This window comes from Streptomyces hokutonensis, assembly GCF_042751305.1.
GTDB classification, from domain to species: Bacteria; Actinomycetota; Actinomycetes; order Streptomycetales; family Streptomycetaceae; genus Streptomyces; species Streptomyces hokutonensis_A.
The window spans coordinates 144,603-167,209 of sequence record NZ_JBHYWD010000022.1 but is presented as its reverse complement, the minus strand read 5'-3'; the positions used below and the strand labels follow the sequence as shown (position 1 = coordinate 167,209).

At 69.8% G+C, this 22,607-nt stretch carries 21 protein-coding genes and 2 pseudogenes; 8 read left to right on the top strand and 15 right to left on the bottom strand.

Annotated features, from left to right (window positions below):
- Window positions 1-121: 121 nt before the first annotated feature.
- The 5 genes and pseudogenes from ACFXC1_RS40135 to ACFXC1_RS40115 form a co-directional block, all read right to left on the bottom strand.
- Window positions 122-619: an Ohr family peroxiredoxin gene (locus tag ACFXC1_RS40135; protein WP_381252346.1), complete on the bottom strand. Its 498-nt coding sequence runs from the start codon at window positions 617-619 to the stop codon at window positions 122-124.
- A gap of 145 nt (window positions 620-764) precedes the next feature.
- Window positions 765-1,437, bottom strand: a pseudogene (locus tag ACFXC1_RS40130) (sigma factor-like helix-turn-helix DNA-binding protein); the annotation flags it as partial.
- 13 nt (window positions 1,438-1,450) lie between these two features.
- Window positions 1,451-2,218, bottom strand: coding sequence for a class I SAM-dependent methyltransferase (locus ACFXC1_RS40125; RefSeq protein ID WP_381252344.1), 768 nt, complete (start codon window positions 2,216-2,218; stop codon window positions 1,451-1,453).
- Entirely contained in the window at window positions 2,215-4,869 is a 2,655-nt protein-coding gene (gene aceE, locus ACFXC1_RS40120) for a pyruvate dehydrogenase (acetyl-transferring), homodimeric type (RefSeq protein WP_381252343.1), read from the bottom strand. Before aceE ends, ACFXC1_RS40125 begins: the two co-directional genes overlap by 4 nt.
- Window positions 4,870-4,921: 52 nt before the next feature.
- Window positions 4,922-5,662 carry an SDR family oxidoreductase gene (locus ACFXC1_RS40115; protein WP_381252341.1) on the bottom strand — a complete coding sequence of 247 codons (741 nt, stop codon included), beginning with the start codon at window positions 5,660-5,662 and terminating at the stop codon, window positions 4,922-4,924.
- A 211-nt stretch (window positions 5,663-5,873) separates the two neighbouring features.
- On the opposite strand from ACFXC1_RS40115, the gene ACFXC1_RS40110 reads away from it, so the two are divergent.
- The 6 genes from ACFXC1_RS40110 (at window position 5,874) to ACFXC1_RS40085 (ending at window position 10,707) form a co-directional block, all read left to right on the top strand.
- Window positions 5,874-6,317: a cupin domain-containing protein gene (locus tag ACFXC1_RS40110; protein WP_381252339.1), complete on the top strand. Its 444-nt coding sequence runs from the start codon at window positions 5,874-5,876 to the stop codon at window positions 6,315-6,317.
- A gap of 73 nt (window positions 6,318-6,390) precedes the next feature.
- Window positions 6,391-6,948, top strand: coding sequence for a DUF5134 domain-containing protein (locus ACFXC1_RS40105; RefSeq protein ID WP_381252337.1), 558 nt, complete (start codon window positions 6,391-6,393; stop codon window positions 6,946-6,948).
- A gap of 243 nt (window positions 6,949-7,191) precedes the next feature.
- Complete coding sequence (locus ACFXC1_RS40100; RefSeq protein WP_381252335.1) at window positions 7,192-8,061, top strand: patatin-like phospholipase family protein; 870 nt, start codon at window positions 7,192-7,194, stop codon at window positions 8,059-8,061.
- The gene (locus ACFXC1_RS40095; protein ID WP_381252333.1) at window positions 8,058-9,284 is read left to right on the top strand and encodes a macrolide family glycosyltransferase; all 1,227 of its coding nucleotides are present in this window, start codon (window positions 8,058-8,060) and stop codon (window positions 9,282-9,284) included. The genes ACFXC1_RS40100 and ACFXC1_RS40095 overlap by 4 nt, the downstream gene beginning before the upstream one ends.
- The gene (locus ACFXC1_RS40090) at window positions 9,284-9,772 is read left to right on the top strand and encodes a hypothetical protein (RefSeq protein WP_381252331.1); all 489 of its coding nucleotides are present in this window, start codon (window positions 9,284-9,286) and stop codon (window positions 9,770-9,772) included. The genes ACFXC1_RS40095 and ACFXC1_RS40090 overlap by 1 nt, the downstream gene beginning before the upstream one ends.
- The gene (locus ACFXC1_RS40085; protein ID WP_381252330.1) at window positions 9,769-10,707 is read left to right on the top strand and encodes a hypothetical protein; all 939 of its coding nucleotides are present in this window, start codon (window positions 9,769-9,771) and stop codon (window positions 10,705-10,707) included. The genes ACFXC1_RS40090 and ACFXC1_RS40085 overlap by 4 nt, the downstream gene beginning before the upstream one ends.
- A gap of 78 nt (window positions 10,708-10,785) precedes the next feature.
- Here ACFXC1_RS40085 and ACFXC1_RS40080 read toward each other — a convergent pair.
- The 6 genes and pseudogenes from ACFXC1_RS40080 to ACFXC1_RS40055 form a co-directional block, all read right to left on the bottom strand.
- A pseudogene (locus tag ACFXC1_RS40080) lies at window positions 10,786-11,094 on the bottom strand (Rid family hydrolase); the annotation flags it as partial.
- A gap of 12 nt (window positions 11,095-11,106) precedes the next feature.
- Window positions 11,107-12,045, bottom strand: coding sequence for a sugar kinase (locus tag ACFXC1_RS40075; protein WP_381252328.1), 939 nt, complete (start codon window positions 12,043-12,045; stop codon window positions 11,107-11,109).
- 128 nt (window positions 12,046-12,173) lie between these two features.
- On the bottom strand, window positions 12,174-12,944 hold the full coding sequence (locus tag ACFXC1_RS40070; protein WP_381252360.1) for an amino acid ABC transporter ATP-binding protein: 771 nt from the start codon (window positions 12,942-12,944) through the stop codon (window positions 12,174-12,176).
- Window positions 12,944-13,594 (bottom strand): amino acid ABC transporter permease, encoded by a 651-nt coding sequence (locus ACFXC1_RS40065; protein WP_381252326.1) that lies wholly within the window; start codon window positions 13,592-13,594, stop codon window positions 12,944-12,946. Before ACFXC1_RS40065 ends, ACFXC1_RS40070 begins: the two co-directional genes overlap by 1 nt.
- Window positions 13,594-14,337, bottom strand: coding sequence for an amino acid ABC transporter permease (locus ACFXC1_RS40060; RefSeq protein WP_381252325.1), 744 nt, complete (start codon window positions 14,335-14,337; stop codon window positions 13,594-13,596). The genes ACFXC1_RS40065 and ACFXC1_RS40060 overlap by 1 nt, the downstream gene beginning before the upstream one ends.
- Before the next feature lie 49 nt (window positions 14,338-14,386).
- The gene (locus ACFXC1_RS40055; RefSeq protein ID WP_381252323.1) at window positions 14,387-15,193 is read right to left on the bottom strand and encodes an ABC transporter substrate-binding protein; all 807 of its coding nucleotides are present in this window, start codon (window positions 15,191-15,193) and stop codon (window positions 14,387-14,389) included.
- 307 nt (window positions 15,194-15,500) lie between these two features.
- On the opposite strand from ACFXC1_RS40055, the gene ACFXC1_RS40050 reads away from it, so the two are divergent.
- Window positions 15,501-16,328 carry an IclR family transcriptional regulator gene (locus tag ACFXC1_RS40050; RefSeq protein ID WP_381252321.1) on the top strand — a complete coding sequence of 276 codons (828 nt, stop codon included), beginning with the start codon at window positions 15,501-15,503 and terminating at the stop codon, window positions 16,326-16,328.
- A gap of 758 nt (window positions 16,329-17,086) precedes the next feature.
- Here ACFXC1_RS40050 and ACFXC1_RS40045 read toward each other — a convergent pair.
- The 4 genes from ACFXC1_RS40045 to ACFXC1_RS40030 all read right to left on the bottom strand — a co-directional run bounded on the left by ACFXC1_RS40045 (window position 17,087) and on the right by ACFXC1_RS40030 (window position 20,840).
- Window positions 17,087-17,647, bottom strand: a complete 561-nt coding sequence (locus ACFXC1_RS40045) for a hypothetical protein (protein ID WP_381252319.1) — start codon at window positions 17,645-17,647, stop codon at window positions 17,087-17,089.
- A 548-nt stretch (window positions 17,648-18,195) separates the two neighbouring features.
- Complete coding sequence (locus ACFXC1_RS40040; RefSeq protein ID WP_381252317.1) at window positions 18,196-19,107, bottom strand: M56 family metallopeptidase; 912 nt, start codon at window positions 19,105-19,107, stop codon at window positions 18,196-18,198.
- Entirely contained in the window at window positions 19,104-19,472 is a 369-nt protein-coding gene (locus tag ACFXC1_RS40035; protein WP_381252358.1) for a BlaI/MecI/CopY family transcriptional regulator, read from the bottom strand. Before ACFXC1_RS40035 ends, ACFXC1_RS40040 begins: the two co-directional genes overlap by 4 nt.
- Before the next feature lie 129 nt (window positions 19,473-19,601).
- The gene (locus ACFXC1_RS40030) at window positions 19,602-20,840 is read right to left on the bottom strand and encodes an ROK family transcriptional regulator (RefSeq protein ID WP_381252356.1); all 1,239 of its coding nucleotides are present in this window, start codon (window positions 20,838-20,840) and stop codon (window positions 19,602-19,604) included.
- A 282-nt stretch (window positions 20,841-21,122) separates the two neighbouring features.
- On the opposite strand from ACFXC1_RS40030, the gene ACFXC1_RS40025 reads away from it, so the two are divergent.
- Complete coding sequence (locus ACFXC1_RS40025; protein WP_381252315.1) at window positions 21,123-22,505, top strand: extracellular solute-binding protein; 1,383 nt, start codon at window positions 21,123-21,125, stop codon at window positions 22,503-22,505.
- Window positions 22,506-22,607: the final 102 nt, after the last annotated feature.

Here is a 22,607-nt window from a genome sequence, read left to right as displayed (position 1 = left end):
CCAGCACCATGGTGGCGAGACGTTGTTCGGTGACAGCCACGGTCCACTCCGATCACTGGGGTCTTCACCCAGTACGACCGGACAGCCCCGCGATCCGTGACGACTCGGAGCGGCCGTGTGTCTAGGTGGCCAGCGTGATGGTGGTCGGCGTGCCGTGCCAGGCCATCCTCGCGTACGGGCACAGCGCGTCGGCCCGCCGCAGGAGCTCGGTGGCGACGTCAGGGGCGACGCCCGGCCATCGGACGACCAGGTCGATGTGCAGGACGTAGCCGCCGTCCTGAGGATTGCGGCCGAACGCCACGGTCGCCTCGACGGATATCGCGGCGGGGTCGAGTGCGGCCTGTCGTGCGATGAGGCTCAGCGCCCCGTGGAAACAGGCCGCGAACCCGGCGGCGAACAGCTGCTCCGGGTTGGTCCCGTGGCCGTCTCCGCCCAGTTCGGCGGGCAGGCGCAGGTCGAGATCGAGGACTCCGTCGTCCGAGCGTGCTCTCCCCGAGGCCCTCCCGTGGGACGCCGTCCCGCCGGCCACGGTCACCGTCGTGGTGTAGAGGGGGGCGAAGGCCGCTCCGTCGAAATCCTGCTCGGTGGACAGGTCGGGCGGCTGGATCGGCTCGGTCACCGCGTGACCCCCGTGGTGTTGCTGCGACGTGCCGGACCGACTGTGCTGCATTCCATGGTGAGCGCACCTTTGCGTCGTGGTGTCCCGGATACCGGACGACTGGATGACCGACGAGCAGCCGCTCTTGTGACGCGCACGGCGCCCTTCAGGAGGAGAACGTGGTGTCGCCGTCGAGAGAGGCCACATAGGGTGCCAGCTTCTCCGGGTTCATGACCCACATGGCCCGCTCGACGCCGCGCTCCGAGATGTCGAGGGTCAGCAGCACCACCGGCGTCCCACCAGGCCGACGACCGGGAACTTCGACGCCCCGCGCAGCCCGTTCCCGTCGGTGTAGCTGACCACGTCCTCGGCGAGGATGTTCTCCAGCACGGCCAGATCACCGGTCTGCGCGGCGGCGAGGAAGACCTCCATCAGCCGCCGGTGCTCGGTCGCGCCGACGGGCTTGCGGCGCTCCGACGTGAGGTGCCTGCGCGCGCGGCTCACCAGCTGACGTGTGTTGGACTCGCTGGTCTCCAGCATGTCCGCGAATCTGCCCGTACGGGTAGTCGAAGGCCTCCCGCAGCACATATGCGGCCCGCTCCAGCAGGAAGAGCACCGCCGTGTCGAGCGCCTCGGCCCGCTCGGCGCCCAGCTGCGGATCGGCGCGCGTGTCGACCGGCTCCGGCAGCCAGGGGCCGACGTACGACTCTCGGCGCACCCGCGGACCGGGCGACGTTGAGCGTCAGCCGCGCGGTGACGGTGGCCAGGAACGCCTTCGGCTCGCGGACCACGCCACGGTCGGTGTGCTGCCACCGCAGCCACGCCTCCTGAAGGACGTCATACCCGTACACGTCATGGCCGTGCGCGTCGAACAGCCAGGACGGAAGGGTCCGGACGTTCGGGCAACGGGACAAAACCACCTCTCTCCAGTTCCGCGATCATCTCCGTACGGTTGGCCGGCCACATCCAGAACGTCTCGTCGTGCCGGCGCAGCACCCGCCCGTCGTCGCGCACCCAGTACTCGAACCGTGCCCGGATCCGGTCGACGTCGGCGGACGTCACCATGCGTCCCCCGTACTCGTGCCGGCCGACCGTCCGGGTCGGCAGCGCACGGATGGTCTCGTGACGTGGGAGGCGAGCCGGCGGGAGCTGGACGAGCAGCACCCCCGTGGACACCAGCGCCTCGGCGACAGCGGGCCACAGCGCACGGCGCGCCGCCGGATGGAGACAGGCCACGGTGTTGTGGCACACGGCCACGTCCGCGACCCCGTGCAGCCCCGCCTCGTCGAGCGCGTACGGGTGCACGGTCACGCGCGTCGTCAACTCGGCACTCAGGAAAGCCAGTCGCGTCATCAGCGGGGTGCGCATGCAGCGGGCGGGCTCCACCGCGTGCACGGGGACACGCGACTCCAGGAGACTCATCAGGGTGACACGCCCGGTCCCCGCGCCGACATCCAGTACACCGACCCTGGCCCCGCCGACATCGTCGCGGTAGAGCGAGCGCACCCGGGCCTCGTCCCGCTCCCCCTGCAGCAGGTCGTAGAACTCCGCGCTGACCGCATAGGTGTCCTGGTGTTCCCGTCCGGGAGACTCGACCGGCGGCGAGGTCACGACGGTCACCCGCGCCATCCGTACCGGTCGCGCGCCCGCACGACCGTCTCCGGATTGATCGCGCCGGCACGCGCCAACCCGTCCAGGGCCGCGACGACGATCGACTCCGCGTCCACGCGGAAGTAGCGCCGTACGGCGTCCCGGGTGTCCGACAGCCCGAAGCCGTCCGTGCCCAGCGACGAGTAGTCGTGGCCGACCCACTGGCTGATCTGGTCGGGCACCTGCCGCATCCAGTCGCTGACCGCCAGCACCGGCCCGGGCGCGTCCGCCAGCGCCGCCGTCACATAGGGAACGCGTTCCTCACCTCGCAGCCGTGCCCGGTCGGCGTCCAACGCGTCGCGGCGCAGCTCCGTCCAGGACGTCACCGACCAGACGTCGGCGTGGACGCCCCACCGGGACAGCAGCAACTCCTGGGCGTCGAGCGCCCAGTGGATGGCCGTACCGGAGGCCAGTAGCTGGATTCGTCGTCCTGTTACGGCGGGCTCGGCCTGTCGGAACAGGTAGATGCCCCGCACGATGCCTTCCTCGACGCCCCGTCCGGCGGGCATCGCCGGCTGTTCCTTGGGTTCGTTGTAGACCGTCAGGTAGTAGAAGACGTCCTCGGGCCGGTCACCGTACATACGGCGCAGACCCTCCCGCACGATCACCGCGATCTCGTACGCGAAGGCCGGGTCGTAGGACACGGCGGCCGGATTCGTGGACGCCAGTAGCTGGGAATGGCCGTCGGCGTGCTGAAGTCCCTCGCCCGTCATCGTGGTGCGGCCCGCCGTCGCCCCGATGACGAAACCGCGCCCCATTTGGTCGGCGAGCGCCCAGAACTGGTCGCCGGTGCGCTGGAAACCGAACATGGCGTAGAAGATGTAGAACGGGATCATGGGTTCGCCGTGGGTGGCGTACGAGGTCGCCGCGGCGGTGAACTCGGCCATGGAACCGGCTTCGGTGATGCCTTCGTCGATCAGCTGGCCGTTCTTGGCTTCGCGGTAGTACAGCAGTTGGTCCGCGTCGACCGGTTCGTAGGTCTGGCCGTCGGGCGAGTAGATCCCGGCCGTCGGGAACAGGGACTCCATCCCGAACGTGCGGGCCTCGTCCGGGATGATCGGCACCCAGCGCGGTCCCGTCTCCTCGTCGCGCATCAGGTCCTTGACCAGGCGGACCAGCGCCATGGTGGTGGCCACCTCCTGACGGCCGAAGCCCTTCTCCAGGCTTTCGAACGCGCGCGCCGGCGGCTCCCTGAGCGGTTTCGGGACCACCCTGCGCACGGGGGCGGGGCCACCCAGCGCCGCTCGCCGCTCGCGCAGGTAGCGCACCTCCTCCGAGTTCTCGCCCGGGTGCCAGTACGGCACCAGGTCGCCGCTCAACGCGCTGTCGGGGATGGGGAGTTCGAGCAGGTCCCGCATCTCGCGGAACTGCGCCATGGTCAGCTTCTTCATCTGGTGGTTGGCGTTGCGCGATTCGAAGGCCGAGCCGAGCGTGTGCCCCTTCACCGTCTGGGCGAGGACGACCGTCGGCGCGCCCCGGTGCTCGACGGCCGCCCGGTAGGCCGCGTAGACCTTGAGCGGTTCGTGCCCGCCCCGGGAGCTGCCGAACAGTTCGGTCAGCCGGCTGTCGCTGAGCCCGGCGGCGAGAGCGGAGAGCGCGTCGCCCGTGAAGAAGTGATCGCGGATGTACGTGGCGTCCCGGGCGGCGTACGTCTGCAACTGGGCGTCGGGCACCTCGCCGAGGCGGTGGACCAGGGCGCCGGTGGTGTCCTGCCCCAGGACGGGGTCCCAGGCCTCGCCCCAGAGGGACTTGACCACGTTCCAGCCCGCTCCGCGGAACCTGGCCTCCAGCTCCTGCACGATCTTGGAGTTCGGTCGCACGGGCCCGTCCAGACGCTGGAGGTTGCAGTTGACGACGAAGGTGAGGTTGTCGAGCTGCTCCCGGGCGGCGAGCGCCAGTGCGGCCGTCGATTCCGGCTCGTCCGTCTCGCCGTCCCCGAGGAAGGCCCACACGCGCGACGCGGAGGTGTCCTTGATGCCCCGGGCGTGCAGATACCGGTTGAACCGGGCCTGGTGGATGGCGGCGAGCGGGCCGAGGCCCATGGAGACGGTCGGGAACTCCCACAGCCACGGCAGTCGTCGGGGGTGCGGGTAGGACGGCAGTCCATGCCCGTCGGCCTCCCGCCGGAAGCCGTCCAACTGCGCCTCGCTCAGGCGCCCTTCGAGGAACACGCGGGCGTAGATGCCCGGCGAGGCATGCCCCTGGAAGTAGAGCTGGTCGCCCGAGCCGCTCCCGCCGTCCTTGCCCTGGAAGAAGTGGTGGAACCCGATCTCGTACAGCCAGGCCGCCGAGGCGTAGGTGGATATGTGGCCACCGAGCCCGAAACGGGCGCCGCGGGTCACCATTGCCGCCGCGTTCCACCGGTTCAGGGCGGTGATCCTGGACTCCAGGGCGATGTCGCCGGGAAAGGCGGGCTGCGCCGACGCCGGGATCGTGTTGATGTAGTCGGAGGTCAGGAGTCCGGGCAGGGACACGCCGGACCGGGCCGCGAACTCGTGCACGCGTCGCAGCAGGTACACGGCCCGGTCGGGCCCCGCGTTCCGTACGACGGCGTCGAGCGACGCCTGCCATTCGGCGGTCTCCTCGGCGTCCTGGTCGGGTAGTTGGTCGAGCTCACTCATGACTGTTTCCTGTCCGGACGTGAGGTGGGGAGACGGTTGGGTGCCTGCGGGGTCATCGCCGCGCGAGCCACTCGGAGAAGGTCTCGTGCCCCAGGTGGGCGTCCGCCCCGGGCAGCAGCGCCCGCTGCCCGAGCGTCGCCCCAAAGAAGGGGGTGTGGGCGTCGGAGACCACGTCCGGCAGGTAACCGCGCGCGGCCAGCAGCTTCGCCGTGAGGTCGTCGAGGCGGTGCTCCTCCGGACCGGCCACCTCCAGGACACCGAACAGCGGTAGTCCCACGGCGACATGGGCGATCTCGACGGCGACGTCGTCGGCCGACACCGGTCGGATCAGTACGGGCGCGACATGGACGGCGTCCCCGTACGTCGCCGCGCGCGACATGTACTCCACCGACTCGAAGAACGGCGTGGCGCGCACGATGGAGTAGGGCAGGGGCGAGCGCCGCACCTGTTCCTCCTGGAGTGCCTTCGCGCGGAAGTAACCCGCCTGCAGACGCTCGGCCCCCACGATGGACAGGATCACGTGGTGCTCAGCGCCCGCCTTCGCCGCCGCCTCCAGCAGGTTGTGGGTCGCAGCGCCGAAGAACTCCAGGCTCTCCAGCTCCCCGCGGGAGGGCGTATCGGTCACGTCCACCACCACATCGGCGCCGCGCACGGCCTCGGTGAGGCCCTTTCCGGTCGTGACGTCGACGCCCTCACGGCGCGATACGCGCACGACCTCCACACCATGATCCCGAAGCCTGGCGACCGTCCTCGAACCGATCACACCAGTGGCTCCTGCTACAACGACCCGCATGTCGGGCCCCTTCCCGTCGAGAGGTCGGTGACCCCGCTGATGGCTTCGTGAGGCGGCGGTGACGCCGGACCCTCACACCATCTAGGACAGGACTCCCACCAACGTTGTGACACTGATGCGGTTCCGGGTGTCACAGATCCGTCCGGAGCCCGGTCATGAATGCAGACGGCCATGGCAGCCATGGCCGGACGATTCCAAGGGAGGCCGACTCATGTCGGACACGGACACAACGCACGAGAGCGGACCGGGGACCCACTCGGAGGGATGGAAGACGGCGGCGAAGATGCTGCAGGACACCGCACCGCTCACCGTCCCCGAGGGCGCGTCGGCGATGACCATTTTCGTCGAGTGGGAGCCCGGGGACCCGGGAAGCCCGCCGCACCGCCACTCGGGACCGGCGTTCGGTTACGTCGTCGAGGGCGCCGTCCGCTTCGAGATGGAGGGCGAGCCCGAGCGCGTGATCGAGGCGGGCGGGACGTTCTGGGAACCGGGCGGCGACCCGATCCACTACCAGGACGGCAACGCGCTGTCCGACGCGCGCACCCGGTTCGTCGTGACGATGCTGTGCGCACCGGGCAAGCCCATGCTCGAACTGGTCGAGAAGGAGGAACTGGCCCAGCGGGCCCATCTCCGCGCCCCGCGCCCCACGGCCTGACAGTCCACCGCCCGCCCCGTACAAGGCGGTTGCGAACGGGGCCCGTCCGCTCCGCGGGAGGATGTGGTGAGGCATGGGCGCCACTGATGTCGTGCCCGGCATGCTGACCGTGCTGTTCACGGCCTCGGCCGTCTACACACTGTGGCATGCCGTCCTGCCACGAGGCTCCGGGTGGCGCGATCGAGGCGACCAGCTGCTGCACACCGTCATGGCGTCGGCCATGACGGTGATGCCGTGGCACGGGGTCGGCGAAGTGCCGGCGCGAGGGCAGACGGTCTTCTTCGCCGCCTCGGCACTGTGGTTCCCGTTGACCGCGGTCCTGGGCCGCCGTGGACCCGGACCGACCGGCCTCGCGCGGAGGTTGCCCTCCTCGGTCGGCATGGTCGCCATGGCGTGGATGCCGGTGCGGCACGGCGGCGTCACGGACGCGCGGACCGGTGACATGGTCACCGGCGTGCTGGCGCTCTGTCTCCTGGCCTACGCCCTCCGGTCACTGACCCGGGACATGCCCGGGCTCCAGGGACCTTCGGGCGACGTGGGTGCCCCCACCGGCATCGGCGGGCCCGTCGACGGTTTCTGGCACGGATCGACCGCCATGGGCACGGCCGTCATGTTGCTCATGCACCACTGAGACGGGGCCCGGTCCGCACCATGCGCTACACCAACGGTGTCACACATTGTGTGGCAGTCCGGTCCTAGTGAGGGAACCAATCCGATTCGGTGCCCATGGCGAGAAAGGTTGATCATGAGGGTTGCTCGTCGCCGGAGACCGGTCTCATCGGCATATTCCGGCTTCAGTGGAGTCGACCCGGGCCGACCGCCCGGAACCCCGACCGCGACGGGTCTGGCCTCCCTCCCCCGTCCTGTGGCCGTCGTGGTGGGCGCCGGTGGTGTGCTCGGAGCGGCGCACATCGGTGTCGGGTACGCGCTGGAACGCCATGGATTCGTCCCGGACATGATCATCGGAACGTCGGTGGGCGCCCTGAACGGCGCCATCGCGGCCGCCCACCCCGACAGGGCCGCGCCGTGGCTGGACCACGTGTGGACCCAACTGCGTCGCCGTGACGTGTATCCGCTCGGCTACCTGTCCTCACGGACCAGCGTCTTCACCGATCGCGGCCTGCGTCGACTGATCGCCCGAGCTGAACTTCCCTCGCGGATCGAGCAGTTGAAGGTCCCGTTCACCGCGGTGGCCATGGACCTGGTCACCGGCGCTCCGGTGCTGCTCGACCAAGGAGACCTCCAGTCCGCACTCCTGGCCAGCGCGGCCATTCCCGGCATGCTGCCCCCCGTGGATCGTGCGGGCCGGACACTCGTCGACGGCGGGGTGATCGCCTACGTCCCGGTACTGGCGGCCCAGCAGGCCGGGGCGGCCAGCGTGGTGGTGGTGACAACGGGGCCGGAGAGCTCGCCGTTGCGCCCCACCAGTACGCGCCGTCGTGCCGGTGCGATCGCTGCCAGGGCCGGGCTGCTCCTGTTGCACCATCAGATCGAGCGTGACCTGCGTGAGGTGTCCCAGCACATCCCGACAGTCGTGCTGCCGACCGGCATCGAGGACTGGCCCGCGCCCTGGGACTTCGGCCACTCCCAACGGCTGATCAGCACCGCGTGCCGCGCGGCGGGGCGCTTTCTGGACGAACTGCGCATCAACGGACCGGGGCTGTACCGGGTCAACGACTCTTCGGCGACCTGCACAAGCCCGGACGAGACATCGACAACTTCCACGGCGGGGGTCGGCCTGTGAGCACCATCGCGTTCCTCAGCATCGGCATGCACGGGCACATCAACCCGACGCTGCCGGTTGTGGCCGAGCTCGTCCGGCGCGGCCACACCGTCACTTACCACACCACTCCCGCGTTCCGTAAGGAGATCGAGGCGACCGGCGCGAGGGTGTACCTGTACCCCGGGGGCGACCAGCCGCTCCCCGATCCGCCGACGCCGGTCTCGTGGATGGAGTCACTCGCGAGCACCGCCGTCCGCCTGCTGCCCGCCGTGCTCACCGACCTGCGCCGCGACCGACCCGACCTGATCGTCCACGACAGCGCCTGTCTGTGGGCCGCGGTGGCCGCCCGCGAACTCGATGTGCGGGCAGCCTCCTCGTTCACCACCTTCGCCCTCAACCGGCATGTCCCCAGCCCCACGCGTGGCTCCTGGGATCTGCTGGCCGCGGCGACAGCCCAGCCCCGCGCTGTCCAGGGCTACCTGCGGTCCCGCTGGGCGCTGCACCGCCGCTTCGACGCACGTCGGTTGCCCCTGTTCGACGTGGCGAACGTCCGTCAGCCGCTCAATCTGGTCTACACGTCACGGGCGTTCCAGCCCGCCGTCGAGGACTTCGACCGGTCCTACCGGTTCGTCGGCCCAAGCATCGGTGCCCGGCCGGTCGACCCGTCGTTCCCGGCCGACCGGCTGCGCGATCCGGTGCTGTACGCCTCACTGGGCACGGTGTTCGACGCCGACCCGCGGTTGCTGCGCGGTCTGGCCACCGCGCTCGCCCCGCTGGGCGGAACCGTGATCGTCTCCACCGGGCAGACCGATCCCCAGGCGCTGGGTCCGTTGCCTGCCAACGTCCTTGCCCGCCGCTCCGTGCCTCAACCGGAAGTGCTGGCCCGCGCGGCGCTGTTCGTCACCCACGGCGGGATGAACAGCGTCAACGAGGCCATGTACGCCGGAGTTCCGCTGCTGGTGGTCCCACAGGGCGCCGATCAGCCGATGGTGGCCCGGCGCGTCGTCGAACTCGGCGCCGGCCTGTCGATCCGCACCCAGGACGTCACGGAGGAATCGGTGCGCCTCCTCGCCCGGCGCCTGCTGCACGAATCCCGGTTCCGGACAGCCGCCGGCACCCTTCAGGTCGCGCAGCGCGAGGCGGGAGGATATCGGCGCGCCGCCGACGAACTCGAACGGTACGTGCACACGGCCGACTCGGTCGGTGAGTCGGCGCCGTCCGTCCGGCACAGCGAGGCCGAGTGATGTCACCCGCCGTCGTTTTCCTGCTGCTGCTCGCCGGTGTGTCGGAGGCCGCCGGGCGCATCCTGCCGCTCGTCGCAGGGCGGCCCGGTATGTCGCGGACCTTCGTGGCCGGGTTGCTGCTGCCCGCCGGCCTCGTCGAGGGCGCGGTGTTCGCGCTGTGGCCACTGACCGCCTGGACCATGGCCGAGCTGGTGCTCTCCTCGTCGGCGCCGGGCACCGGCGTGGTGTGGACACCAAGCCTCGTCGCCCCGATGGTGCTCGCTGCCGTCCTCGCGTTCCCGTTGCTCGGGCCGCTGCTCCACTTCCTGCTCTTCGTGGGGGTGGGGGTCGGCCTGGTCGGCCCGCTCGCCACGGCGAGCGGGCTGGGCTGGTGGAGCGCCGCCGGTTGTGTCGCCGCCGCGGGAACTGGGCTCGGTCTCGCCGTAGAGGCCGTTCGACGTCTTGTCGTGAGGTTCAGCGCGACCGAAGTACTGGAGCCGATCGCGTGAACGACTTCCTGATCTGGGCCTGCGTGATCGGACCTGTACTGCTGGCTGAAGCCCTGCTGGCCCGCTACGAGATCCTTGCCTACGGCGCAGGCTGGCGGACCCCTGCCGACGAGCTCCCGGAAGGCGTTCCCTACGCCCGGGGCGCGGCCCCTGACAGTCCCCCGGATGCCTACCTGGTGTACCTCGACGGCATCGGCAAACGTCGCGTCCGTGACAGCCGGGACGGCGGCCAGCTGGTCAAGGCTCTGATCGCCGGAGCGCCGGAGCTTCGGGTGCTGGGGCAGGTGCAGCCCTACTCACCACTGGCCGACCCGCTCGCCGACCGGCCGGTGTGGGCGTGGCTGCGCCGACATGTCGGGCTGCTGCTGTTCCTGCACAATGTCGTGCAGACCTTCGTCGCCGCCGACCACCGCTACCGCCCCTTGTACAACCGGGCCGTCGGCTCCCAGATCGCCACTCAGCTCCGGCGCGCCGGCTACCTGCCCGACAGCGGTATCCCCGTGGTGCTGCTCAGCTACAGCGGTGGCGCCCAGGTCGCCACCGGCGCGGTCGACGAACTGCACGCCCGGCTGCGCTGCCCGATCCTGCTGATCACGCTCGGTGGGTTCCACAACGGCGCCAACGACCTCACCCATGCCGAGCACTTGTATCAGCTCACCAGCGCGAACGACCGGATCGAGCAGATCGGTGCCTGGATCTTCCCCCGGCGCTGGAGGCTGTCGCGTCGTAGCGGATGGAACCGGGCCCGCCGCGCCGGGAAGATCAGCGTGCGTCGGCTCGACCCGGCCACTCACTTCGGGCCGCGCAGCTACATCAGCCCAACGGCCGAGCTCCCCGACGGCCGCAGCCACCTCGACCGCACGACCGACACGGTGATCGCGGTGATCCGTACCCATCACGGCGCGACTGCGGGACTGGACGACCCATCGCCATAGAAGTTCCGGCGAGAGCCCATGCCACAGGCTCCGGCCCGATCGGCGGCACGGCTCCGGACCGTCCTCGACGTGCTCCTCGACGAACTGCGCGTAGACCCCGTTCAGCGAGGCGGAGTCCGCGCGTGGGGGCGGGAAGGCAGGGAACATCACCACGTCGGAGATCTGGATTCCCCCTGCTTCGAGGATGGCGCGGACGTTGTCCGGGGTGCGGAAGGTCCGGGCCGTGATGTCGCCCTCGTGGAGGCGGGAGGCGGTGGCCGGGTGCCGCGGTCCGCGGCCGGAGGTCTGCAGGATCGATCCCGCGCGCACGCCCTGGGAAATGGCCCGGGCCGGTGCGGGGGCCTGGTCGGTGCGGATTTGGCTCGTCGGGACCGCTGCCTGGCTCATCGTGCGTACTCCTTACGGAGAAGAGAGGGTCAGGGCGGACCAGGTCGCGTGGTCGAGTGCGAGGAGGCGGTCGAGCGTGTCGCGCGCCAGGACAGTGGGGACGTCTTCCCGGGTGCTGAGCGTCGCGGCGGCCAGAAGGTGGCCCAAGCGCAGTCCGTTCTCCGGGGTTCGGCCTTCCAGGAGCGCGGCGAGGTAACCGGCGGCGAAGGCGTCACCGGCTCCGACAGGTTCGACGACCCGGGCCGCGGGAGTGGGGACGAATGTCTCCCCTCCGTCGGCGTCGTACGCCGTGGCTCCGTGCACGGTGTCCTTGACGACCAGCACCGTCCCGGGACCGAGCAGGTCGCGGACTTCTCGCGCCGTGCGAGTGCCCCACAGAGTCTCGGACTCGTCGCGTCCGACGAACACGACGTCGGCATCGCGGGCCAGCTCCAGGAGCACGGGAGCAGCCTCTGCCTGGCGGTGCCGCCACAGAGCCGGGCGGTAGTTGACGTCAAAGGAGATGACCGGGCCGGGTACGGCGCGCCGGGAGACGATACGGTCGACGAGCTGGGCGCAGCTGTCCGAGAGCGCTGCGGTGATGCCGGAGAGGTGCAGCACCCGGGCCGAGCGCAGCAGCGGAAGCTCCGCCAGGCCGGGGGCCATGGCGGCTGCGGCGGAGCCTTGACGGTAGTAGTACGTGCCGGTTCCCCCGGGCCCGGTGTCCTTGAAGTACACGCCGGTCGGACGCAGCGGGTCGGTCTCGACGGCGCCCACGTCGACGCCCCGGGCGGTCAGGTCTTCAAGGACTCGCCGTCCGAGGGGATCGTCGCCGACCCGGCCCAGCCAGGCGGCGCTGTGCCCCAGGGCGGCGAGAGCACTGGCCACATTGGACTCCGCTCCGCCGACGGCCAACGCCAGTGTTCTCTGGTGCGCGAGAGGCCTGGCGTCCGTGGGGCCGAGGACAGCCATGGTTTCCCCGATGCACGCCACATCGGCTTGGGACGTGGAGGCGGAGGGGACACGGGGAGCGGCGGACGGGACGGGCACGAGGGTTCCTTCTGCTGGTTCTCACACTGGGTGGGGCGGGAAGGAACGCCTCAGGTGTCCAGGACACGGTGCAGGAACTGCTGGGTGCGTTGTTCCGCGGGACTGCCGAAAACCCGCTCAGGGGGACCTTGTTCGAGAACGACGCCGCCGTCCATGAAGACGACGCGGTCGGCGGTGTCCTTGGCGAAGCGCATCTCGTGGGTGACGACCACCATGGTCATACCGTCCTCGGCGAGGGAACGCATCACGCCGGTGACCTCACCCACGAGTTCCGGGTCGAGGGCGGAGGTCGGCTCGTCGAAGAACATGATCGCGGGATCCATCGCGAGTGCTCGCGCGATCGCGACGCGCTGCTGCTGGCCACCGGAGAGCTGAGCCGGGTAGGAGTCGGCCTTGTCGGCGAGCCCGACCCGCTTCAGGGCGGCCCGCCCGCGCTCCTCGGCCACCGCGCGGGAGAGCTTCCTGACCTTCAGCAGGGCGAGGGTGACATTGCCCAGCGCGGTCTTGTGGGGGAAGAGGTTGAACTGCTGGAAGACCATCCCGACGTGCCCGAAGATTTCAGGCGCGCGCTTGCGGTCGTGCAGCGGGACGCCGCCCACCCACACCTCGCCGCTGTCCGCGCGCTCCAGGTCGCACATGATGCGCAGCAGGGTGCTCTTGCCGGAGCCGCTGGCGCCGATCAGGACGACGACCTCGCCGGGCTCGACGTCGATGTCGACGCCCTTGAGGACCTCCAGGTCGCCGAAGCGCTTGTGTACGCCGGACAGAGAGATCCGTGAGGTGGTCACCGCATGGTCTGCGGCGGTGGGGTCGGTGATCATCATGCGGTGACAGCCTTTCGCTCCATGTGGCGCACGAGCAGCGACAACGGGTAGCAGATGACGAAGTAGAGGACGGCGACGGCGACATAGGACGTCGCCGGGTCGCCCACGCGGTCGATGACGGCCTGCCCCTGGCGAACCAGCTCGACGTAGCCGATCACCACGGCGATCGAGGTGTCCTTGATGAGGGAGAGGTACTGGCCGACGAGCGGGGGCAGGACGATGGCCCGGGTCTGGGGCAGGATGACGCTCACGAACGTCTGGACGCGGGGCAGTCCCAGCACCCGCGCCGCCTCCCACTGGCCGCGGGGCACCGCCTCGATGCCGGCCCGGAAGATCTCCGCGATGTAGGCGCCCTGATAGAGCGTCAGGGCAAGCAGTGCCGCGCCGAAGACGGTGATGCCGACCAGGCCCAGGTAGGCGGCGCCGAAGTAGATGAAGAGCATCTGGATCAGCAGCGGGGTGCCGCGGAAGACCTCCAGGTACCCCCGGGCGAGCTGGGTCAGCACGGGGATGCGGCTGGTCCGTACGGCGGCGACCGCCAGCCCCAACAGGGTTCCGGTGGCGATCGCCGCGAGCGACAACAGGACCGTGGCTCCCAGGCCGGAGACGTACAGCTCACGGTTGGACCAGATGACCGACCAGTTCATCAGGCCTCCTTGTGGACGGGCCGCGCGGAACGCGCCGGCAGCAGACGGCGTACGGCGCCGAGGAGGCGCGGGCGTCCGGAGGGGCGCAGCGGCGGCTTGAAGGCGACGCGCCCGATGAGCCCGGCCGCGAGGACGACCGCGTTGGTGAGGACCAGGTAGAGCACCGCGGCGATGCCGAAGACCTGCACGGTCAGCAACGTACGGGAGTTGATGACCATGGCCGTGCCGGTCAGTTCGGGCACGGAGATGGCGGACAGCAGGGACGATCCCAGGATGATCTGCACCAGCTGGTTCACCACCGCGGGGTAGACGTTGCGCAGGGCCTGCGGAAGCACCACGTGCACAAAGGTGCGCGCCGGGTTCAGGGCCAGCACCCGGGCGGCCTCGCGCTGGCCGCGCGGGACGGCCTGGATGCCGGCGCGGAAGATCTCGGTGAGGTAGGCGCCGACGTTCAGGCCGAGGGCGAGCACGCCGGCCTGAACCGGACTCAGCCTGAGACCGGCCGACGGCAGCGCGAAGTAGGCGACGAACATCTGCAGCAGTACAGGTGTGTTGCGGATGACCTCGACATAGAGGGCGGCAGGCGCGCGCAGGACCGCGTAGCGGGATCTGCGGGCCAGCGCGCCGAGCAGACCGAGGGCGAAGGCGAGCGCGAAGGCTTCGAGCGAGAGTTTCAGGGACAGCCAGGCCGCGTCGAGATAGGTGGGCCAGTCACGGAGAGCGTAGGTCCAGTCGACGAACATGGGGCTCCTCCACAGGGCGGCGGCGCGGGGACCGCCGCCCGGCCGGGACTCAGTAGGACGGGTTGAGCGGGAACACGCGGTCCACGCCGAACCACTTCTTGTAGAGGGCGTTGGCCTGACCCGACGTGTTGAACTCCCGCAGCCACGTGTTGACCCACTGCAGCCACGTGGCGTCGCCCAGCGGAACGCCGATGCCGTTGTACTCCAGCGGCACGACGGAGTCCTTGGTGACCTTGAGCGAAGGGTCCTGCTTGGCCTGGTAGTTGAGGAAGTTGGAGTCCTCGACCATGGCGTCGGCCTGGCCCTGCTTGACGGCGAGTACGGCGGCGGACGAGGTGTCGTACTCCTGGATCTTCGCCTTGGGGTTGCCGGCCGTGACCGCGTCGCCGTTGGTGGATCCCTTGGTGACGGCCACCGTCTTGCCGGTGAGGTCCTTGAGGGTGGAGATGCCGCTGGACTTCTTCACCAGCATCACCTCGCCCGCGACGATGTAGGGATCGCTGAAGGCGACCTGCTTGGCCCGCTCGGCGGTGGTGGTGAAGTTGCAGACCACCGCGTCGACCTTCTTGGTCTGCAGGTTGGGGATGCGGTTGGCGGACGTCGTGTCCACGATGTGCACCTTGACGCCGAGGGCGGTGGCCATGGCGGTGGCGACGTCGACGTCGAACCCCTGCGGCTTATTGTTCTTGTCCGTCGAGCCGAACGGCGGGAAGGTCAGGCAGCTGGCGACGTTGAGGGTGCCACGCTTGATGACGTCCTGGAGCGTCGAGGACTGCTGGTTGCCGGCCGCGGTGCCGCTGCTTGCGGTGCAGGCGGCGAGCGATGCGACGGCGGTCACACCGATGCAAATCGCCATCAGATTGCGGTTAACGTGACGAAGTCTCATCACACGCTTCCCTTCCGGGAGGGTTTGGGGGTGGGCCGGGACGGCCGGAGAAGTCAGTGATCGCCATCGATCGCCAGTTGCGTTCTGCTATGCAAAATCGCATTCCGCATAATGTTGGGGAGAAGTTAGCCCGGCACCCCACAGCCGTCAACGCCCGATTTCAACATGTGATATTTCGTTTTGCTATGCAGTTCGATAGGGTTCCGGTGGAGTCCCCAGTCGACGGACCCGCGACGACTGGTCGCCCTCGCACCACATCTCCGCAGGAGGAACCGGCGTGCCTTCGTCCGACAACGCGAACCAGGGCCCCGAGCTGCCCGGGGCTCGCCGCAACGCCTCGTCGTCCCTGAGGCGCGCGCTGAGCATCCTGATGCACCTCGCCGACGACGACGGCCATCCCCACGGAACCTCCCTCACCGACCTCGCCACCGGGCTCGGGATGAGCAAGTCCACCGTGCTGCGGCTCGTCGGCCCGCTACGCGAGAGCCGGCTGGTGGACCAGGATCCCGAGAGCGGCCATTACCGGCTCGGGCCGCAGAATGCCCTGCTCGGGCAGCTCTACCTGGAGCGCCTCGACATCCGGCGCACGGCGTCGCCGCTGCTGCACCGACTCGCCCAGGACGTGCACGAGGCAGTGCACCTGGTCACCTTCGACCCCCCGGAGATCGTCTACATCGACAAGGTCGAGAGCCCCCAGGCCGTCCGCATGCACTCCCGGGTCGGCGGGCGCCAGCCCGCCTACTGCACCGCCACCGGCAAAGCCTTTCTCGCTCACGCATCGGACGATGTCGTCGACAAGGTGATAGCGGCAGGCATGCCGGCGCGCACCCCGGCGACCCTTACCGAGCCCGAGCAGTTGCAGGCCGAACTCGCACGCACCCGTGACCGCGGCTACGCCGTCGACGACGTGGAGAACGAACTCGACATCCGCTGCGTGGCCGCACCGGCGTTCGACCACAGCGGAGCCGTCGTCACGGCGGTGAGCATCTCCGGCCCCGCCTCGCGCGTGACGCACGACCGCCTCGAGGAGATCGGGAGGCAGGTCATCGAGACCGCCCGAGCACTCACCGACCGCATCGGCGGAATCACTCCGACACCCCGGTGAACACCTACACCCACCGAAACACGTCCTGCTGTCCGCATCGACGACATATCGGCGCCGACGGCCGTCTGAGTGATTCCGGGTAGGAACCGTCGCGGGGAAACAGCGGAGGGAGAGCGCGGTCGATCTGGCAGAAACCGCCCTCCGCCAGGAAACGTCCAGCCTGCCCTGGCGTGCCGGCCGCAGAAGACAGGCGCCGAGTACCGGCACCGGACCGCAGCAACCTGCGCCGGCCTTGCCGGGACCACCCCAGGGCTCACCACCAGTTCACGCAGATCGCGGTCCAGGACTGCCAACGGGTGACGGGTGACGGGTGACGGGTGCTACGGGCCTGCCGCCCAGTACGGCGCCGACCGCGAGATGTTCGGGCACCTCGCGCAGCGGCCTCGGCACGAGATCGCGTCCGGTGCCGACCGGGATCCGTACACCGGCGGCGCTCTGCCGACCGGTCGGACCGAGCTTCCGGGCGGCTCCCGGTGTGCGGGCGTACCGCGCTCCGTGCCGGGCACTGGCACTGGCACTGGCACTGGCACTGGCACCGGTGCCACCGAGTTCGGTCACCGCGGGCACCTGAACCCGGCCGCGTCGGCACGTGCACGACCAGGGCGACAGAGCCCTCCCGGATGAGACAGGGGAATTCCCGGCCCGGACAGCCGGTCCGCTCGCCGAGCGGTCCGGTCCCAGCCAGCCGGACGCCGACGTTCGCCGTTCGCCGTTCGTCTCGGACAGCAGCGCCGGAGCCGACCGATACGACGCGCCGGTCAGCCCGTCATCGTGGACTTCTTTCCGGAGGGGGTGACGGCGTACCACATCTTGGCCTTGGCCTGGCCGTTCATCTGTCCGGCCGCCGTGTCACCCATGTACCGGTACAGCGGCCAGCCGCCAAGCGTGAGCTGCTTCATTCCGTCACGGCCGACCGAACCGAGCAGGCTCTTCTCAACCCCCATGGTCTGTACGGAGTCCTGCGCCATGACAGGCATCCACGTCTTCGCGCACTCACCGGAGCACGTCGACCTGGACGGATTCGCCTGGTCCATGTCGTAGCGGTACAGGGTCATCCCCTTGTCGTCGGTCACCACACTGCCCATGCCTTTGACCGTCTTGACCATCAGCATGGTGGTCGTGGCCATGTGCCCACTGCCTGAATCGCCGCTGACCGCCGGTGTGGAGGTCACGGATTCCGAGGCGGCCGTGGCCACCGGTGCCGCGCCGACCGAACTCGTGCCGGAGGAGGCACCGTCCGTCGAGCTTCCGCACGCCACCAGCAGGAACGCCGAGGCGAGCCCTGCGGCCGAGAGGAGGACGATGCGTGGCTGAATCACGGAATTTCCCTTCGCCGAACACTTCTTCTACTTACCTCCTTAGTACGTTAAGAGACTTCGGGCCCACTCAGCCGCTGCCGCGATATGACCGAGTCTTGACCCTCGGTGGCGCTCGCGGGCAGACGACAGTCCGCGCGCTGCGTTGCCCAACTCGGCTTGCCCGCCTGCCCCTTCGCCTCGTGGGCTGCTCCGCCCCGCCGCGCGGACGCAGCGGTACTCCCTGGTGGGAGCCCCGGTCTCCCCACAGAGCCCTCGCCACCGGCTCGCGTGTCTCATCCGCCGACGGTGACGACGCCGCGCGGCCCTTCGTCGCCAGGAGACCCGCCACACCGGCAGTCGTGTCGAGGAGGCCGTCCGGGCGCGACCGGCGGCTTCGGCCATCATCGCGGGGTGGCTCCTGTGCGCACGTCCGTGGAACGAGTCGCGGACCCCGGGCATCGGGTCGCAGCGTGGCCGCCGGACAGTGGATGAACGGTCACGTCACCGGGAACGCGGTCGATCCGTGGTTCGGATCCCGGAAGGGGCCGAGTCGCGGACGGCCCGGGCGGTCAGCCGACGCCGGGCGGACAGGAGACGAGCAGGGGAAGGAGTGGGACCGCCACGGCCATGGCCGCCATGGAACTCCTCAGAGCAGGATGCGGAGCGCGGCGCGGACCGAGGACCCGCTTCAGGCGGATCAGAACCGTGTGCGACCCCACCGCGAACGCGCCCTTCGGCGTGCGGGCCGCCGCCATCTCGTACATCGCCGTGGCCAGCGCCTCACCGGAGTGGCGGCGCAGGGCACGGTCGTCGGCAACCATCTCCAGCAGGATCGCCGTCTGTTCCCGCGCATGGCGAGCCAGCGGCAGCAGGCGGAACATCGAGTGGAAAGCCTCCGCGGCGGCAAGTGCCAGGTGGTGTCGCCCGGCGATGTGGCTCTGCTCGTGTTCCAGTACGGCGTCGAGCTGCTCCGGCGTGAGCCGGCGTACGGCCGTGTCACTGATCACGATCCGGGCCCGGCGACCGGGCAGGCAGTACGCGGCCGGGATGTCGTACGGCAGGACTGTCGCGCACAACCGGGCGGAGTGACGGCCCACCAGATCCACGGCCTCACGATGCCGAGTCCGTACCCGACGTGCCCGTACGACGTGGAAGGCGAAGGCGAGGAGCAGGGCGATGCCGATCGTGACAGGCAGGGCGACGGCGAGACGGTCCGCGGTGTCGGGGTCACTCCCGCCCGCACCGACATGCATCCCACAGGAGTACAGAAGCCCTATCAGACCCGCGTGCAGGTGCTCCGCCGGCATCGCGAGGTGGTAGGCGGCGAGGGCGCCGCCGATCGAGAACGAGAGCATCAGCGTGTGCCATACGGCCACGGCCAGGCCGGGGGCCCGGTAGGGCCAGCTCGCACGCAGGAGCAGGCGCGGGGCGACGAAACCGACGCCCACCGTGTAGCCGACCAGGACCGGGGCCGCGTTCACGCCTTCGCCTGTCGTCCCACGTCGCGCAGCGCCTTCCGCAGAGCGGCCACCTCTTCCTCGGACATCTGCTCGACGAAGTGGACGAGCGCGGCCGGACGGTCCCTGCTCACCCCCAGGCCGTCCTCCATCAGTGCGGCGGCGTACGCCTCACGACTGCGGACCGGCGAGTACAGCCAGGCACGTCCCTGCTTGCCTCGCAGCAACCAGCCCTTGTTGTAGAGGATGTTGGTCACGGTCATCACCGTCGTGTACGCGACGGGGCGGGTCCTGTTGATGTCGTCGACGACCTCGCGCACCGTATCCGGACGGTTCCACGTCCAGAGGCGATCCATGATCTCCGCCTCCAGGTCCCCCAGCCTCCGTATGGGCCCGACGTCCCTTCGCCACCGAGTACGTAACGTCATAGTAGACGCCTGAACTGCCGGAAGGATCAGGCTCCTTGTACCTTGATGTCCTGCCGGGCGGACCTCCGAAGGCCGGCCGACGCCGACATGTCACCCCGCGGTGTCCGTGAGCATGCGCCACCCCGGTGCGTAGTTGCCGTGCAGCACCAGCGACGCCGCCCCCACCGCGCCCACGGTGTCCCCGATGACGCTCTGCTCGACGACGACCGAGCGGATCGTACGGGCGACGGACGTACGGTTGACGGCGGTCTCGATCTCCTCCCGCATGATCGGCTCGATGCCGCGCAGCGCCTCGCCGCCCAGGACGACCCGGCTGACGTCAAGGAGGCTCGCGGCGCCCCGTGCGGCCTCACCGATCCGGCGCGCGGCACGGCGTACGACGTCGCAGGCGTCGGGGTCGCCGCCGCGGGCGGCACGGCGCAGTGCCTTCCAGTCGTGGTGGACGGAGTCGGGGGTGCCGGTCAGGCCGATGCGGTCGGCGGCGTCCCGGCCGTGCAGCCGCAGCAGGTCGTCGATGATCGCGGGCGGGCTGACGTACGGGCCGAGACAGTCGAGGGCGCCGCACTGGCAGACACGGTCTCCGGGGTCCACCGCCATGTGGCCGAACTCGCCGGCGTTGCCCGAATCGCCGTGCAGCACGGTGTTGTTGAGGACGATTCCGGCGCCGATGCCGGTGCCGAAGTAGATGAACAGGAAGCTGCCCGCCCGTTCGGCACCGCCGATCCAGCGTTCGCCTATCGCGGCGGCGGTGGCGTCGTTGTCGAGGGCGACGGGCAGGCCGGTGGCCTCGGCGAACATGTCCACGAGGGGAACCCGGCCCCAGCCCGGGAAGTTCGGCGGGGAGACGACGGCGCCGGTGGTGCCGTCGAGCGGTCCGGGGGCGGCGATGCCTAGCCCGAGCAGGCGTGAGCGGTCGACGCCGGTGCGGTCGACGAGTCGCCCGGCGGCGCGCGCGACCCGCTCCACGACATCGGCGGGGTCCCCGGCATCGGTGAGCCGGAGCCGACGTCCGCCGATCACGTCTCCGGCCAGGTCGACGACGACGATCACCGCGGCGTCGGGGTCGAGGTGGACACCGACGGCACAGGCCCCGTCGGCCCGGATGGCCAGGAGGGTGCGGCGCTTGCCGCCGCTGGAGGGGGCCTGGCCGGATTCGGCCACCAGGCCGGCATCGAGCAGCTTGCGGACGACGTTGGAGACGGTCTGGTTGGTCAGGCCGGTGAGTTCGGCCAGCTCGACCCGGCTCACCTGACCCGTGGTCCGGATGGCGTCCAGCACGACGGCCTGGTTGTAGCCGCCGACCCTCGGCAGGTTCGTCCCGCTGAGCATCGTCACCTGTCAGTCACCTGAGCCCCTCACGTCAGCCCCGCTCTCCTCGGCCCGGTCGCGCAACCGTAGGGGAGGCATACCGGCGGGTCCGCCAGTGACGGAAGTTTACATACTCGAAGCATTGACTTCATCCATCAAATGGATTTAGCTAGCGCCCACCAAATCCGGCCATGACGGCCAGACAGCGCAGGGCGGCGCCGAGCGTGGGGCGCCGTCGGTCTGGCCTCTCATCCGGTCAAACTCCCGGTTTTCCCTCAGGTTTCGCGTTCCGGAGGAACCACTGTGCGCTCGTCGAGAATCGTCACCGCCGCGGCCCTCACCGCCGCCACCGCCCTGGCCGTCACCGGCTGCGGTTCGGGCTCCTCAGGCAGCTCGTCCAAGTCGATCAAAGTCGTCTACTGGCAGAACCTGGACAGCACGAACAAGCTCCAGGCCACCTTCCTCGCCTCGATGGTGAAGCAGTTCACCAAGGCCAACCCGGGCACCAAGGTGACCCTGGTGCCGGTGACCGCCTCGGAGAACGACTACTACACCAAGATCCAGCTGATGATGCGCTCCCCCGCGACCGCTCCCGACCTGGTCTACGAGGACACCGCGCTGATCAACTCCGACATCGCGGGCGGCTATCTCAAGCCCCTCGACGCCTACACGGCGAAGTGGAGCGACTGGTCGCAGTACGCCAAGGCCGCCAAGGGGGCGGTGACCGGCGCGTCCGACGGCAAGACCTACGCCGTGCCGGACGACACCGACACCCGGGGGATCTGGTACAACAAGCAGCTTCTGGAGAAGGCCGGGGTCTCCGTGCCCTGGCAGCCCAAGACCTGGGCCGACGTGATCGCCACCGCCAGGAAGGTGAAGGCGAAGCTGCCCGGTGTCACCCCGCTGAACCTCTACACGGGCCAGGCGGGTGGCGAGGCGTCCTCCATGCAGGGCTTCGAGATGCTGCTCTACGGCACACCGGCCGGCGACAAGTCGCTCTACGACGCCTCGCAGAAGAAGTGGGTGGTGGGGAGCCAGGGCTTCAAGGACGCGCTGGACTTCGTCCACACCGTGTACAGCCAGGGTCTCGGCCCGTCCAAGGAGCAGGCTCTCGGCGCCAACTTCGGGACCGCCGTGGGCACCGAACTGATCCCCGAGGGCAAGCTGGCGATCGACATCGACGGCTCCTGGATGCCCAACAACTGGAGCTCCGCGGCGGCCAAGCCCTGGACCGAGTGGCAGTCGGTGATGGGCACCGCCGCCATGCCGACGCAGAACGGCCAGGCACCCGGCCGTACCAGCATGTCCGGCGGGTGGGCCTGGTCGATCCCCGCGAAGGCGGGCAACGCGGACCTCGCGTGGAAGTTCCTGTCGACCACACTGCAGACCAAGGCAAACGCCGCCCAGTGGAACGCGACCAACGCGAACATCGCGGTGCGCACGGACGTCGCGTCGGACTCGACGTATCTGAACTCGGTCCCGACCAACAAGTTCTTCACCGAGCTGGTCGCCGACACCCACTACCGGCCCGGCCTTCCCGCCTACAACCAGGTCTCCACCGCGATCCAGAAGGCGATGGAGTCCGTGACCACCGGTCAGGCATCCGTCGACAAGGCCGCATCGACCTTTGATAACGATGTCAAGGCGGCTGTGGGCGGCGACAAGACCGTCGAGGGCGGCTCGTGACCGCCCTCGCCCCGGGGGGCGGCGGGGGGGGGGGGCGCGGGGCCGCGGCCCGGCCGCCGCGGCGCCCCCCCCCCCCCCCCCCCCGCCGCGCCGCGGCACCGC